Source organism: Roseateles sp. P2_H4, assembly GCF_056403315.1.
Map to the genome: position 1 here is coordinate 82,755 of NZ_JBFUFR010000010.1, position 13,630 is coordinate 96,384.

General features: G+C 68.0%; 12 protein-coding genes. 1 reads left to right on the forward strand and 11 read right to left on the reverse strand.

What is annotated here, in order from left to right; translation table 11 throughout:
* Positions 1–27: 27 nt before the first annotated feature.
* The 11 genes from murG to AC1DW3_RS10030 form a co-directional block, all read right to left on the reverse strand.
* Complete coding sequence (gene murG, locus AC1DW3_RS09980) at positions 28–1,104, reverse strand: undecaprenyldiphospho-muramoylpentapeptide beta-N-acetylglucosaminyltransferase (protein ID WP_477930969.1); 1,077 nt, start codon at positions 1,102–1,104, stop codon at positions 28–30.
* Positions 1,101–2,357 (reverse strand): putative lipid II flippase FtsW, encoded by a 1,257-nt coding sequence (gene ftsW, locus AC1DW3_RS09985; protein ID WP_477930971.1) that lies wholly within the window; start codon positions 2,355–2,357, stop codon positions 1,101–1,103. Before ftsW ends, murG begins: the two co-directional genes overlap by 4 nt.
* Positions 2,358–2,430: 73 nt before the next feature.
* Positions 2,431–4,113 (reverse strand): UDP-N-acetylmuramoyl-L-alanine--D-glutamate ligase, encoded by a 1,683-nt coding sequence (murD, locus tag AC1DW3_RS09990; protein WP_477930973.1) that lies wholly within the window; start codon positions 4,111–4,113, stop codon positions 2,431–2,433.
* 4 nt (positions 4,114–4,117) lie between these two features.
* Complete coding sequence (gene mraY, locus AC1DW3_RS09995; protein ID WP_477930975.1) at positions 4,118–5,296, reverse strand: phospho-N-acetylmuramoyl-pentapeptide-transferase; 1,179 nt, start codon at positions 5,294–5,296, stop codon at positions 4,118–4,120.
* The gene (locus tag AC1DW3_RS10000; protein ID WP_477930977.1) at positions 5,286–6,668 is read right to left on the reverse strand and encodes a UDP-N-acetylmuramoyl-tripeptide--D-alanyl-D-alanine ligase; all 1,383 of its coding nucleotides are present in this window, start codon (positions 6,666–6,668) and stop codon (positions 5,286–5,288) included. The genes mraY and AC1DW3_RS10000 overlap by 11 nt, the downstream gene beginning before the upstream one ends.
* 8 nt (positions 6,669–6,676) lie before the next feature.
* Positions 6,677–8,143, reverse strand: a complete 1,467-nt coding sequence (locus tag AC1DW3_RS10005; RefSeq protein WP_477930979.1) for a UDP-N-acetylmuramoyl-L-alanyl-D-glutamate--2,6-diaminopimelate ligase — start codon at positions 8,141–8,143, stop codon at positions 6,677–6,679.
* Entirely contained in the window at positions 8,143–9,900 is a 1,758-nt protein-coding gene (locus AC1DW3_RS10010) for a peptidoglycan D,D-transpeptidase FtsI family protein (RefSeq protein WP_477930980.1), read from the reverse strand. Before AC1DW3_RS10010 ends, AC1DW3_RS10005 begins: the two co-directional genes overlap by 1 nt.
* Positions 9,897–10,160, reverse strand: coding sequence for a cell division protein FtsL (ftsL, locus tag AC1DW3_RS10015; RefSeq protein ID WP_477930981.1), 264 nt, complete (start codon positions 10,158–10,160; stop codon positions 9,897–9,899). The genes AC1DW3_RS10010 and ftsL overlap by 4 nt, the downstream gene beginning before the upstream one ends.
* Positions 10,161–10,240: 80 nt before the next feature.
* Positions 10,241–11,197, reverse strand: coding sequence for a 16S rRNA (cytosine(1402)-N(4))-methyltransferase RsmH (rsmH, locus tag AC1DW3_RS10020; RefSeq protein WP_477930983.1), 957 nt, complete (start codon positions 11,195–11,197; stop codon positions 10,241–10,243).
* An 11-nt stretch (positions 11,198–11,208) separates the two neighbouring features.
* Positions 11,209–11,649, reverse strand: coding sequence for a division/cell wall cluster transcriptional repressor MraZ (locus tag AC1DW3_RS10025; protein ID WP_477930985.1), 441 nt, complete (start codon positions 11,647–11,649; stop codon positions 11,209–11,211).
* An 84-nt stretch (positions 11,650–11,733) separates the two neighbouring features.
* Positions 11,734–12,099: a hypothetical protein gene (locus AC1DW3_RS10030; RefSeq protein ID WP_477930987.1), complete on the reverse strand. Its 366-nt coding sequence runs from the start codon at positions 12,097–12,099 to the stop codon at positions 11,734–11,736.
* Here AC1DW3_RS10030 and AC1DW3_RS10035 point away from each other — a divergent pair.
* Positions 12,074–13,630: a methyl-accepting chemotaxis protein gene (locus tag AC1DW3_RS10035; RefSeq protein WP_477930989.1), complete on the forward strand. Its 1,557-nt coding sequence runs from the start codon at positions 12,074–12,076 to the stop codon at positions 13,628–13,630. The genes AC1DW3_RS10030 and AC1DW3_RS10035 overlap by 26 nt on opposite strands.

Genomic DNA, 13,630 nt, shown 5'->3' on the forward strand with positions numbered 1-13,630 from the left:
CCCGCCATGCACTACGGCCTTCGCGGCTCATTTCAGCATTCCTTCGATTTCATCGGCTACACGGGCGGCGGCACGGGGCCGTGCCAGGCCACGAGCTTTCTCGCCCATGGCGAGCAGCGCGCCACGGTCCAGGCCGCTCAACAATTCATGCAGCTTGGCCGGCGTCAATTCGCCCTGCGGCAGGTGGATGGCCGCGCCGTGCTGGGCCATGAAGACGGCGTTGTCGCGCTGGTGCGAGGTCGTGCTGACGACCAGCGGCACCAGCACCGCCGCGCAGCCTGCCGCGCAGAGTTCGCTGACGGTGATGGCGCCGGCCCGGCAGACGACGACGTCGGCCCAGGCCAGGGCCGCGGCCATGTCGTCGATGAAGGGGCGCACTTCGGCCGACAAGCCTGCATCGGCATAGGCCTGCCAGACAGCGCCGAGATGGTCCTGACCCGACTGGTGCAGCACCAGCGGCCGCTGCTCCTGCGGCCACAGCGCCAGCGCCTGCGGCACCGCCTGGTTCAGCGCGCGTGCGCCCAGCGAGCCGCCCAGCACCAGCACGTGCAAGGGGCCGGCGCGCTCGGCCATGCGCTCGGCCGGCAGTGGCAGTTCTTCGATCTCGGCACGCACGGGGTTGCCGCTGACGATGGCGCCCGACGTCGAAGCCGCCGCCGCACCGTCGAAGCCGAATGCAATCCGGCGCGCGAAAGGCTTCARCGCGAGGTTGCTCTTCAGCATCGCCGCGTCGGCATTGACCAGCATCAGCGGCCGACCGGTGAAGGCGGCCGTCAGCCCGCCGGGCAGGCAGACATAGCCCCCCATGCCCAGCACGGCCGTCGCGCGGCGCTCGGCGTAGACACGGCGCGCCAGGCCCAGCGACTTGAAGAAGCCGACGATGCCGCGCAGCGCGTGCTTGAGCCCCTTGCCGCGCAGACCGGCGAAGGGCAGCGCGTCCAGCTCGATGCCACGCGCCGGCACGAGGCGGTTCTCCATGCCGGTCGGCGTGCCTATCCACGACACGGTCCAGCCGCGGCGCTGCATTTCTTCCGCGACCGCGAGGCCCGGAATGATGTGGCCGCCGGTACCGGCGRCCATCACGACGAGATGGCGATCGCTCACGAGCGCCCTCCCCGCATCATTTGCCTGTTCTCGAGGTCAATCCTCAACACGACTGCCAACGCCACGCAGTTCATCAAGATCGCCGACCCCCCAAAGCTCAACAGCGGCAGCGTCAGGCCTTTGGTCGGCAGCGCGCCCAGGTTCACGCCCATGTTGATGAAGGCCTGGCCGCCCATCCAGATGCCGATGCCCTGGGCATAGAGGCCGGCAAAGACGCGGTCCAGCGCGATGGCCTGGCGGCCGATCAGGAAGCAGCGGCGCGTCAGCCAGAAGAAGGCCAGGATCACCACGGCAACTCCTGCAAAGCCCAGCTCCTCGCCGATGACGGCGAGCAGGAAATCGGTGTGGGCCTCGGGCAGGTAGTGCAGCTTCTCGACGCTGCTGCCCAGGCCCTGGCCCAGCCACTCGCCGCGACCGAAGGCGATCAGGCTGTGCGTCAGCTGGTAGGCCTTGCCCTGGGCGTATTTCTCGTCCCAGGGATTCAGGTAGGCAAAGATGCGCTCGCGGCGGAACTCGCTGAAGGTGATCATCAGCGTGAAGGCGCCCACCAGCACCAGCGTGATCAGCAGGAACATGCGGCCGTTGACGCCACCCAGGAAGAGGATGCCCATCGCGATCGCCGCGATGACCATGAAGGCGCCCATGTCGGGCTCGGCCAGCAGCAGCAGGCCGACGAAGGCCAGCGAGATCGCCACCGGCGTGACGGCCTGGAAGAAGTTCTCCCGGGCGTCCATCTTGCGCATCATGTAGTTGGCCGCATACAGCGCGATGCCGAACTTGGCGAGTTCGCTGGGCTGGAAGTTCATGACGCCCAGCGGGATCCAGCGACGCGCGCCGTAGACGACCTTGCCGATGCCGGGAATCAGCACCGCGACGAGCAGCACCAGCGCCACGACAAAGACCCAGGGCGCCCAGCGCTCCCAGATGGCGACGGGGATCTGCACGGTGACCAGGCCCGCCACCAGCGCAAAGCCGATGGCGATCATGTGGCGCGTCAGGAAATGCGTCGGCAGGTATTTCGCGAAGCGCGGGTTGTCGGGCAGCGCAATGGAAGCCGAATAGACCATCAAGAGGCCAAAGGCCATCAGCGCGAGCACGACCCAGACCATGGTGATGTCGAAGCCCTGCAACTGCGTGGGGCGGCCGGCCGAGGTCGACACCCAGTCACGCACGGGCACGCTGGCGTCCTCGGCGTCGCCCTTTTTCCAGAACGACTGCAGCCTGGTGGTGAAACCGCTCAGCACCGCAGTCATTGGTGCACCCTTCGCGCTGCGCGCTGTCCCGCCGAGCGGAAGCGAGCTTGCTTGGGACGGCCCGGCGCGGCGCTCATAGCGCCACCCCGCGTTCGTCGGCGAGCTGCTGCACCGTCGCGACGAAAACCTCGGCGCGGTGGGCGTAGTTCTTGAACATGTCCAGGCTGGCGCAGGCCGGCGACAGCAGCACGCTGTCACCGCTCTGGGCTTGCTGCAGGCACCAGGCCGTCGCAGCTTCCAGCGTCGCGTGGTGCTGCATCGGCACGCCCGCGTTCGCTAGCGCCGCTTCGATCTGCGGCGCATCGCGGCCGATCAGTGCGACGGCGCGCGCATGGCGGGCGACGCCGTCGGCCAGCGGCGCGAAGTCCTGGCCCTTGCCGTCGCCCCCGAGGATGAGCACGAGCTTGGCCGGCGCGCGGTCGGCACCCAGGCCCGAGATGGCGGCCACGGTGGCGCCGACATTGGTGCCCTTGCTATCGTCGAAGAACTCGATGCCGTCGATGCTGCCCACCGGCTCGACGCGATGCGGCTCGCCGCGGTATTCGCGCAGGCCGTGCAGCATGGGCGCCAGCTCGCAGCCGGCGGCGGTTGCCAATGCGAGGGCGGCCAGCGCATTGGCGGCGTTGTGGCGGCCGCGCACGCGCAGCGCATCGGCGGGCATCAGGCGCTGGATGATGAGGGGCTCTTCCGCGTCGCTCTTCTTGCGCTTGATCGTCGGGTCCAGCTCAAGCGCTCGCACCAGCCAGGTCAGGCCGCCCTCTTCCGTCAAGCCGAAGTCCCCCGCAACCTTGGGCGGGTTCAGGCCGAAACGCACGACGTGGCGCGACACCGTGCGGCCGGCCTTGCCGCGGCTGCCCTTGACGAAGACCGGTGCGGGCACCAGGCCCTCGACCTCGGCGTCGTCACGGTTGACGACGATGACGGACTCGCGGCCAAAGATTCGCGCCTTGGCAAGGCCATAGGCGGCCATGTCGCCATGCCAGTCGAGATGGTCCTGGGTCAGGTTCAACACCGCACCGGCGGTGGGCTCGAAGCCGGCGACGTTGTCGAGCTGGAAGCTGGAGAGTTCGAGCACCCAGACCTCGGGCAGGGTCTCGAAGACCGGGCCGCGCGGCGGCGGCGGGTCAATGGGCAGCGGCGTGTCCTCATCGGGCAGCACCGCGGCTTCTTCCTCAGCAGCCTCCTCGACGGGCGCATCCTCGATCGCCTCGGCGATGGCTTCGGCCGGCGTTTCGACCGGTGCCGGATCGGGCTCCTTGGCCAGCGCCTCGGTCAGCGTGTCCAGCAAGGTCGGGCCGATATTGCCGGCAATCGCCACACGCCTGCCGGCGCGCTCGACCAGCAGGCCAGTCATGCAGGTCGTCGTCGTCTTGCCATTGGTGCCGGTAATGGCCAGCACCGCCGGCGCATAGCCATGCTGGGCCTTCAGCGCGGCCAGTGCATCGGCAAACAAGTCCAGCTCGCCGCGCACGGCGGGGCCGTGGGCGTAGACAGCGGTGAGGCGCGCATCCAGTGGCGACAGGCCCGGGCTCTTCAGCACTGAATTGAAGCCAGCAACGATCTCGGCTGTCAGCTCGCCGGTAATGAAAGCCGCTGTTTCACCGAGCGCTCCCAGTTGCGGGGGCTGCGCGCGCGAGTCCCACACGGTGACCTGCGCACCGAAGCGCGCGCACCAGCGGGCCATCGCGAGACCGGAGTCTCCGAGGCCCAGCACGAGCACGCGCTGTTCGAGCAGTTGCGGCAGGTCCAGCTTCATCGGCTTACCGCAGCTTCAGGCTGGCCAGGCCGACGAGGCACAGCAGCATGGTGATGATCCAGAAGCGGATGACGACCTGGGTCTCGTTCCAGCCGCTTTTCTCGAAATGGTGGTGCAGCGGCGCCATCTTGAAGATGCGCCGGCCCTCGCCGAACTTCTTCTTCGTGAACTTGAACCAGCTGACCTGCAGCATCACGCTCAGCACTTCGGCCACGAAGATGCCGCCCATGATGCCGAGCAGGATTTCCTGGCGCGTGATGACGGCCAGCGTCCCCAGGCCACCGCCGAGGGCCAGCGCGCCCACGTCGCCCATGAAGACCTGGGCCGGGTGGGCGTTGAACCACAGGAAGGCCAGGCCGGCGCCGGCCATCGCCGCGCAGAAGATCAGCAACTCGCCGGCCCCGGGGATATAGGGCAGCAGCAGGTATTTGGAGAACACCGACGAGCCGGTCAGGTAGGCGAACAAGCCCAGCGCCGAGCCGACCATGACGACCGGCATGATGGCCAGGCCGTCCAGGCCATCGGTGAAGTTGACCGCGTTGCTGGTGCCGACGATGACGAAGTAGGCCAGCGCCACGAAACCCCACACACCCAGCGGCATGCTGATGGTCTTGAAGAAGGGGATCAGCAGGTCGGCCTTGGGCGGCAGTTCGGTCGAAAAACCGCTGCTCACCCAGCGGAAGAACAGCTGCACGACGCCAAGAAAGCTCGTCTCGGACACGCTGAAGGCGAGGTAGAGCGCGGCGACCAGGCCGATCAGCGACTGCCAGAAGAACTTCTCGCGGCTCTTCATGCCCTCGGGGTTCTTGTCGACGACCTTGCGCCAGTCGTCCACCCAGCCCACGGCACCAAAGCCCATGGTGACCAGCATGACGACCCAGACGAAGCGATTGCTCCAGTCGAACCACAGCAGCGTCGACACGCCGATGCCGATGAGGACGAGGACGCCGCCCATCGTCGGGGTGCCGGTCTTGGCCAGATGGGCCTGCACGCCATAGGCACGCACGGGCTGGCCGATCTTCATCGCGGTCAGCCGACGGATGACCCAAGGCCCGAAGGCCAGGCCGATCAGCAGCGCCGTCATCGCGGCCATCACGGCGCGGAAGGTGATGTACTGGAAGAGGCGCAGAAAGCCGAGGTCGGGGTAGAGGCCCTGCAGCCACTGGGCGAGGCTAAGCAGCATGCGGGTCTCCTGGCGTCGAGGCGGTTTGCAGTGCGGCGACCACTTGTTCCATCTTCATGAAGCGCGAGCCCTTGACCAGGGTCTGGGCCACGCCGGGTTGTTCCTCGAGGGCCGCGATGAGGGCAGCCGTGTTGTCGAAGGCACGGGCTCTCGACCCGTAAGCCGCCGCCGCGTCGCGGGCGGCGGCGCCAGCGGTCCAGAAATGAGCGATGCCGCGTTCGGCCGCATAGGCACCGACTTCGCGGTGGAAGGCCGGGCCTTCGTTGCCCACCTCGCCCATGTCGCCGAGGATGAGCCAGCCTTCGCCCGGCATGCCGGCCAGCACGTCGATGGCGGCGCGCACGCTGTCGGGGTTGGCGTTGTAGCTGTCGTCGATCAAGGTGCGGCCACGCGCATCGAGCTTGAGTTCCGAGCGACCCTTGACGGCGCGGAAGGCCTCCAGGCCCTGGGCAATCGAGGCCAGCGGCGCGCCGGCAGCCAGCGCACAGGCAGCGGCCGCCAGTGCATTGCGCACGTTGTGTTCGCCGGCCATGTGCAGAGCCACCGGCGCGGTGCCGGCCGGCGTGTGCAGTTCCAGCGCCCAGTGCGTGCCCATCCAGGCGGCGTCGCCGGTCACGTCGGCCTCGCCGCGCAAGGCAAAGCTCAGGTGGGGGCGCGAGCCCGCCAGTTCCAGCCAGATCGGCGCACAGGCATCCTCGGCGGGGAAGACGGCGCAGCCGCTGCCGGCCAGGGCTTCGATGACGGCGCCGTTCTCGCGCGCAACCGCCTCGACCGTCGCCATGAATTCCTGGTGCTCGCGCTGCGCGTTGTTCACGAGGGCCACGGTCGGCTGCGTCATCGCGGCCAGCGGCGCGATCTCGCCGGGGTGATTCATGCCCAGTTCGACGACGGCGGCGCGGTGGCTGGTCTCGTCGTCATGGCGCAGGCGCAGCAGCGTCAGCGGCACGCCGATGTCGTTGTTGTAGTTGCCTTCGGTGGCCAGGGCCGCATCACCCACCCAGGTGCGCAGGATGCTGGCGATCATCTGCGTCGTCGTCGTCTTGCCGTTGCTGCCGGTGACGGCGATGACGGGCAGCTGCTGCTGGCGGCGCCAGGCGGCGGCGAGCTGGCCGAGGGCGAGCTTCGCATCGGGCACGAGCAGACCGGGCAGACCCGCCTCCGCCAGGCCACGCTCGGCCAGTGCCGCGACGGCGCCCGACGCCTTGGCCTGGCCGAGAAAGTCGTTGGCATCGAAGCGCTCGCCACGCAGCGCGACGAAGAGGTCGCCGATGCGCAAGCTCCGCGTGTCGCTGTGCACGCGGGCAAAGCCGGTCGCACCGTCACCGACCAGCGTCGAGCCTGGCAACAGCGCCTGTGCTTCAGCGAGCGTCATGAACAGGCTCACAGACCCGCCCTTTCCAGCAGCGCCGCACGCGCCTCGCCGACGTCGGAGAAAGGCCGGCGCACGCCGTTCACTTCCTGGTAGTCCTCATGGCCCTTGCCGGCGATCAGCACGATGTCGCGCGAGCCGGCCTGGGTGATGGCCATGCGGATGGCTTCCTCGCGGGCCTCGATGACACTTGCCGCCGGCGCAGCCACGGCGATGTCGCCCATGATCTGGGCCGGCGCTTCGCTGCGCGGGTTGTCGGTCGTGACGACGACGCGGCCCGCCAGGCGTGCAGCGATGGCACCCATCTGCGGGCGCTTGCCGCGGTCGCGGTCGCCGCCGCAGCCGAACACGCAGACCAGCTCGCCGCCGCGCGCCTGCGCCAGGCCCTGCAGTGCCGAGAGCGCCTTGTCGAGGGCGTCCGGCGTGTGGGCGTAGTCGACGACGACCTGCGGCAGTTCGCGGCCATTGCCAACGCGCTGCATGCGGCCCGGCACCGGCGTCACGCGGCCCAGCACACGCGCCACGTCGGCCAGCGCATGGCCTTGCGCGCGCAGCGCACCGGCCACGCCGAGCAGGTTTGCGGCGTTGTAGTCGCCGATCAGGCTGGTCTGCACGGCCAGGGCTTCGCCGCCCTCATGCAGCATGAAGGCCAGGCCTTCGCCGGTGTAGTGCAGACCTCGGGCCGAGAGGCGCGCATCGCTACGCTCGATACCGGTGGTCCAGACGTCCAGCGAGGCCAGTTCAGCCGCGAGCTCCGCGCCCTTGGGATCGTCGAGGTTGATCACGGCGGCACGCAGGCCGGGGAAGCTGAACAGCGCACGCTTGGCTGCCCAATAGGCGTCCATCGTGCGGTGGTAGTCGAGGTGGTCTTGCGTGAAGTTGGTGAACACCGCGACACGCACCGCGCTGCCGGCCAGGCGACCTTCGACGATGCCGATGCTGCTGGCCTCGATGGCGCAGGCCGAGAAACCGTCGTCGCGCATGCGGGCGAAGGCGGCCTGCAGTAGCACGGGGTCGGGCGTCGTCAGGCCGTTGTAGTCCAGCTTGGGCGGCTCGCCGATGCCGAGCGTGCCCACCACGCCGCAGCGCTTGCCGAGCTGGGCCGAGGCCTGGGCAATCCACCAGGCCGACGAGGTCTTGCCATTGGTGCCGGTGACGGCGATGACGTCCAGCGTGTCGGTGGGCTTGCCGAAGAAGGTGGCGGCGATCTCGCCGGTGCGGGCCTTCAGGCCGGGCAGCGAGGCCACGCGCGCATCGACGAAGCCGAAGCGCTCCACATCAGCCTCTTCGACGAGACAGGTGGACGCGCCGGCCTCCAGCGCCGCAGCGACGAACTCGCGCCCGTCGCGCGCATAGCCGGGCCAGGCGATGAAGGCATCGCCGGGGCGCACCTGGCGGCTGTCGGTGCGCAGCGTGCCGGTGCACCATTCGGACAGCCAGCGCGCGGCGGCATCGGGGGATTTGAGGCGGGTGAGCATCAGAAGCTTTCTTCCACGGCCGTGGCCTTCTGGTTGGCGACGATCTGGCTCTTCACGTCCAGGTCGGGCGGCACGCCGAGCAGGCGCAGCGTCTGCGCGGTGACCTGGCTGAACACCGGGCCGGCGACCTTGCCGCCGTAGTACACGCCGGCAGTCGGGTCGTCGACCATGACGGCAACGACGATGCGCGGCTTGCTGATGGGCGCGATGCCAACAAACCATGAGCGGTATTTGTGGCTGGCGTAGCCGCGGCCTTCCTGCTTGTGGGCCGTGCCGCTCTTGCCGCCGATGCTGTAGCCCGGCACCTGGGCGTCGGGCGCCGTGCCGCCGGGGCCGGCCGCGGCCTGCAGCATCAGGCGCAGGTCCTGCGTGACCTTGGGCGAGAACACACGGATGCCGGGCACCGGGTGGTCATGCGGCTGGCGCAGCATGCTGACGGGGATGATCTCGCCGTCGCGCGCGAACACCGTGTAGGCCCGCGCCAGCTGGAACAGCGACGCCGACAGGCCGTAGCCATAGCTCATCGTCGCCTGCTCGATGGGGCGCCAGGTCTTGTAGGGGCGCAGCTTGCCGGTCACCGCGCCGGGAAAGCTGATCTGCGGCCGCTGGCCCAGGCCGATGGCCGTGAACATCTCGTGCATCTCGCGCGGCTGCATCTGCATGGCGAGCTTGGTGGCGCCGATGTTGCTAGAGAACTTGATGACCTCGCGCACGGGGATCACGCCATGCGGCTTGGTGTCGCTGATGACGGCACCCTGGAAGGCGTATTTGCCGTTGCCGGTGTCGACCATGCTGTCGGGTGTCGTGCGGCCGGTCTCCATCGACAGGCCGGCGATGAAGGGTTTCATCGTCGAGCCGGGCTCGAAGACGTCGGTCAGCGCGCGGTTGCGCAGTTGCTCGCCCGACAGGTTCTGGCGATTGCCGGGGTCGTAGCTCGGGAAGTTGGCCAGCGCCAGCACCTCGCCGGTCTGTGCGTCCAGCACGACGACGGAACCGGCCTTGGCCTTGTTCTCGGCCACCGCGTCGCGGATGCGCTGGTAGGCGAAGAACTGCACCTTGGAATCCACCGCCAGGTCGATGTCGTGACCGTTGGCCGCGGGCACGATGTCGCCGATGTCCTCGACGACGCGTCCCAGGCGGTCGCGCACGACGGAGCGCGAGCCGTCACGGCCCTGCAGCTCCTTCTGGAAAGCCAGCTCGATGCCTTCCTGGCCGCGGTCTTCCACATTGGTGAAGCCGACGACATGGGCCGCCGCCTCGCCCTCGGGATATTTGCGGCGGTATTCGCGGTCCTGGAAGATGCCCTTCAGGCCGATGGCCTTCACGCGCGCGGCGGTCTCGTCATCGGCCAGGCGCTTGAGCCAGACGAAGCGCGTCTCGGGGTTGAGCTTGGCTTCCAGTTCCTTGTTGGACAGGCCCAGCGCCTTGGCCAGGGCGCGGCGCTTGTCGGCGTCGGCGTCGACTTCCTTGGGGATGGCCCAGATCGACGGCACGGCGACGCTGGCGGCCAGCACCTGGCCGGTTCGGTCGTTGATGCGGCCACGGCTGGCCGGCAGCTCCAGCGTGTGGGCGTAGCGGGCTTCGCCCTGCTTCTGGAAGAAGTCGGTGTTCAGCACCTGCACATAGACGGCGCGCGCCAGCAGGCCGAGGAAGGCCAGGCCGACGAGGGCGACCAGGAAGCGCGAGCGCCAGGGCGGCGTCTTGGACGCGAGCAGCGGGCTGGTCGAATAGCTGACGGACTTGTTGGCCTTGTTCATTGGCCAACTCCCGATGCCACGACGGCAGGGCTGATGACGCGCATGCCCAGGCGCTCACGCGCGACCTGCTCGACGCGCAGATTGGTCGCCTGCGCATGGCGCTCGGCGGCCAGGCGCTCGGCGTCGGCGGCCAGGCGCTGGCCCTCGGCCTTGGCCTTGTCGCGCTCGGCGAACAGGCGGCGCGACTCGTAGGCGCTGTGCACGAGGACGACACCGCTGGCCAGCACGGCCAGGATGAGGATGAAGTTGACTTTCGCCACGTCAGCGCCGCCCAGCCGCCCGAAGGCGCGGACGCACCCCCTCGGGGGGCAGTGAACGAAGAGAGCGTGGGGGCTTCATGTCAGCGCCTGGACGTGACCGGTGGCAGCGGCGCGTCGGTGCGCTCCGCCACACGCAACACGGCGGAGCGTGAGCGCGGGTTGGCGGCCACCTCGGCGTCGCTCGGCTTGATGCGGCCCAGCGCATTCAGGATCAGCGGCGCGGCTTCGGCGAACGGCGCGCGGCGGTCGAACACGGCCTTGCTGCGCTCGGCGATGAAGGTCTTGACGCGGCGGTCTTCCAGCGAATGGAAGCTGATGACGGACAGCCGCCCGCCCGGCGCCAACAGGCGCAGCGCGGCGTTCAGGCCTTGCTCAAGCTCCTCAAGCTCGCCATTGACATGAATCCGAAGGGCTTGAAAGGTGCGTGTGGCCGGGTCTTGGCCGGGCTCGCGGGTCTTGACCGTGCGAGCCACGAGTTCGCGCAGCTCGTCGGTGCGCGTGAGCGGCGTGCCGGCTTCCCGGCCAGCAACAACCGCCTTTGCAATCTGTGCAGCAAACCGTTCTTCGCCATAGTCTCGAATCACCCGTGCAATCTCGCGCTCGTCGGCGCCGGCCAGGAAGTCCGCCGCGCTCTGGCCGCGCGTCGTGTCCATGCGCATGTCCAGCGGGCCGTTGAAGCGAAAGCTGAAACCCCGCTCAGGGTTGTCGATCTGAGGACTGGACACACCCAGGTCCAGCAGCACACCATCCACCTGATGAACACCCAGCGCTGCCAATCGATCGGCCATGTCGGCAAAGGCGCTGTGGACGATGGAGAAGCGCGGGTCGGTGATGGCGGCGGCCGCGGCAATCGCCTCGGGGTCGCGGTCGATGGCGATCAGGCGACCCTCGGGCGCCAGCTTGCTGAGCAGCAGGCGCGAATGGCCGCCGCGGCCGAAGGTGCCATCCACATAGACGCCGTCCGGGCGCGCGAGCACACCGTCGACCGCCTCGTTCAGCAGCACGGTGGTGTGGCGGAACTCGGCGCTTTCGCTCATCTCGGCGCCCATCAGAAGCTGAAGTCCTTGAGCGCGTCGGGCAGTTCGCCGGCCATCACTTCGGCCTCGTGGGCGGCATGGGCATCAACGTCCCAGAGCTCGAAGTGGCTCCCCATGCCCAGCAGCATCACGTCGTTCTTCAGCCCGGCGCTCTTGCGCAGCTCGGGCGAGATCAGCACGCGGGCCGCCGAGTCGACCTCGACGTCCATCGCGTTACCAAGGAAAACACGCTTCCAGCCGGCGGCGGACATCGGCAGGCCGGCAACCTTGTCGCGGAAAGCCTCCCAGGTGGGCCGCGGAAACAGCATCAGACAACCATCCGGATGCTTGGTGACGGTCAGGCGCCCCTGGCAGAGCAACTGCAGCACTTCACGGTGTCGACTGGGCACACTCAGGCGGCCCTTGGCATCTAAGGCCAAGTTGGAGGCACCCTGAAAGACGAATTCCGACACTTTTCACCACTGAACGACACTTCCTCCCACTTTAAGGCCCGCACCCCACCGGGTCAAGGTTCGGCACAAGTTTTTTCAATGAAATCAAGCACTTAGCCACAGCTGTAAATTTATACAGATATGGCAAAAAATCTCTTTAATAAATAAGGACTTGCCAAGATATTGCGAAGTGGTGCTTGAAGTGGCGCACGCAACGGGATCGCGTTTGCCCCCATGCTTGAAGCGGTTCAGCGGCCCGGTGTCGCCAAGGCGACGCCAGGTCTGACAGGGTTTTGCCGCACAAATCACGGCAAGCCTCGCCGGCTGGCCGCCCAGAATGCATGCGGCCCAGTGATTTCTGCTGAAATTTCGTGCTGTTTCAGCCCCTTCAGCCAAGAACTCAAACCGGGGCTCCCACCAAATATCAAAACCGAGGCAGCCCCCCATGAATTTCTTGTCCCATATGCGCATCGGACAACGCCTCACCGCCGGCTTCACGGTCGTGATCGTCGCCCTGGTCGCCATCACGCTGCTGGGCTACTTCGGCATCCAGACCCTGAACAGCGAAATCAGCCAGCTGATCAGCACCGACTACAAGACGGTGGCCCTGGCCAACCGCGCCAAGGCGGAGCTGGGTGATGCCTCGCGCAGCATGATGACGACGCTGATCATGACGGGCGAGGAGCAGATCAAGAAGGAGCTGGACACCGTCGCCAGCCTGATGGCCGCCCACGAAAAGACGATGGCCGAGCTCAAGCCCCTGCTGACCGACGAGGCCAGCCAGGAGCAGCTCAAGGCGGTGGAAGAAGCGCGCGCCAAGTTCATGACCGGCCAGGCGGCCTTCGTGAAGACCGTGGCCTCCGGCGACACCGAGGGCGCGCCGCTGAAGTACCAGTTCTCGGTGCGCGCCGCCCAGGGCAAATACATGGCCGCGCTGGACAAGCTGGTCGAGACCCGCAACGCCGGCATGGACGCGGCCGGCCAGAAATCCAACCAGGTGGCTCAGAAGACCGCCCTGCTGCTGCTGGGCCTGGCCATCGCCGCCATCATCGCCAGCGCGCTGACCGGCGTGCTGATCACGCGCGGCATCGTCAACCCGCTGCGCGGCGCGGTGGCCGTGGCACGCAAGGTGGCCTCGGGCAACCTGACCAGCGAGATCGAGGTGCGCAGCCGCGACGAGACCGGTGAGCTGCTGCAGGCCCTGCATGACATGAACGAAAGCCTCAAGGGCATCGTCGGCCGCGTGCGCGAGGGCACGGAATCGATCTCGTCGGCTTCCAGCGAGATCGCCAGCGGCAATATGGATCTGTCGGTGCGCACCGAGGCCCAGGCGGCATCGCTGGAGCAGACGCTGTCGGCCATGAAGACGCTGACCGACGCCGTGCAGCAGAACGCGCAGAACGCCCAGCAGGCCAACCAACTGGCCAAGGCGGCCTCCCAGGTCGCCGGCGAAGGCGGCGCCGTGGTGGCCAAGGTCGTGACGACCATGGGCAGCATCGACGCCTCGAGCAAGAAGATCGTCGACATCATCAGCGTCATCGACGGCATCGCCTTCCAGACCAACATCCTGGCGCTGAACGCCGCGGTGGAAGCCGCGCGCGCCGGCGAACAGGGCCGCGGCTTCGCGGTCGTCGCCGGCGAGGTGCGCTCGCTGGCCGGCCGCAGCGCCGACGCCGCCAAGGAGATCAAGCGCCTCATCAGCGACTCGGTCGAGAAGGTCGCCCAGGGCAGCCAGCTCGTGGCCCAGGCCGGCAGCACCATGCAGGGCGTGGTGGCGAGCGTGCAACGGATGACCGACATCATGGGCGAGATCACCCACGCCAGCGCGGAACAGAGCTCCGGCATCGAGCGCGTCACGCATACCATCCACGACATGGACAAGAGCACGCAACAGAACGCCGCCCTGGTGGAAGAAGCCGCCGCGGCCGCCGACTCGCTGCGCGCCCAGGCCCATGGCCTCGAAGAGGTCGTCAGTCTGTTCAAGCTCGAAGCCGCGCACTGA

Coding starts and splice junctions, on each gene's coding strand:
- mraY (WP_477930975.1), bottom strand. CDS start 5,296: ATGCTGCTTAGCCTCGCCCAGTGGCTGCAGGGCCTCTACCCCGACCTC.
- AC1DW3_RS10005 (WP_477930979.1), bottom strand. CDS start 8,143: ATGCTCACCCGCCTCAAATCCCCCGATGCCGCCGCGCGCTGGCTGTCC.
- AC1DW3_RS10030 (WP_477930987.1), bottom strand. CDS start 12,099: ATGCGCATATGGGACAAGAAATTCATGGGGGGCTGCCTCGGTTTTGAT.
- ftsW (WP_477930971.1), bottom strand. CDS start 2,357: ATGACTGCGGTGCTGAGCGGTTTCACCACCAGGCTGCAGTCGTTCTGG.
- rsmH (WP_477930983.1), bottom strand. CDS start 11,197: ATGAGCGAAAGCGCCGAGTTCCGCCACACCACCGTGCTGCTGAACGAG.
- AC1DW3_RS10010 (WP_477930980.1), bottom strand. CDS start 9,900: ATGAACAAGGCCAACAAGTCCGTCAGCTATTCGACCAGCCCGCTGCTC.
- AC1DW3_RS10000 (WP_477930977.1), bottom strand. CDS start 6,668: ATGACGCTCGCTGAAGCACAGGCGCTGTTGCCAGGCTCGACGCTGGTC.
- murD (WP_477930973.1), bottom strand. CDS start 4,113: ATGAAGCTGGACCTGCCGCAACTGCTCGAACAGCGCGTGCTCGTGCTG.
- AC1DW3_RS10035 (WP_477930989.1), top strand. CDS start 12,074: ATGAATTTCTTGTCCCATATGCGCATCGGACAACGCCTCACCGCCGGC.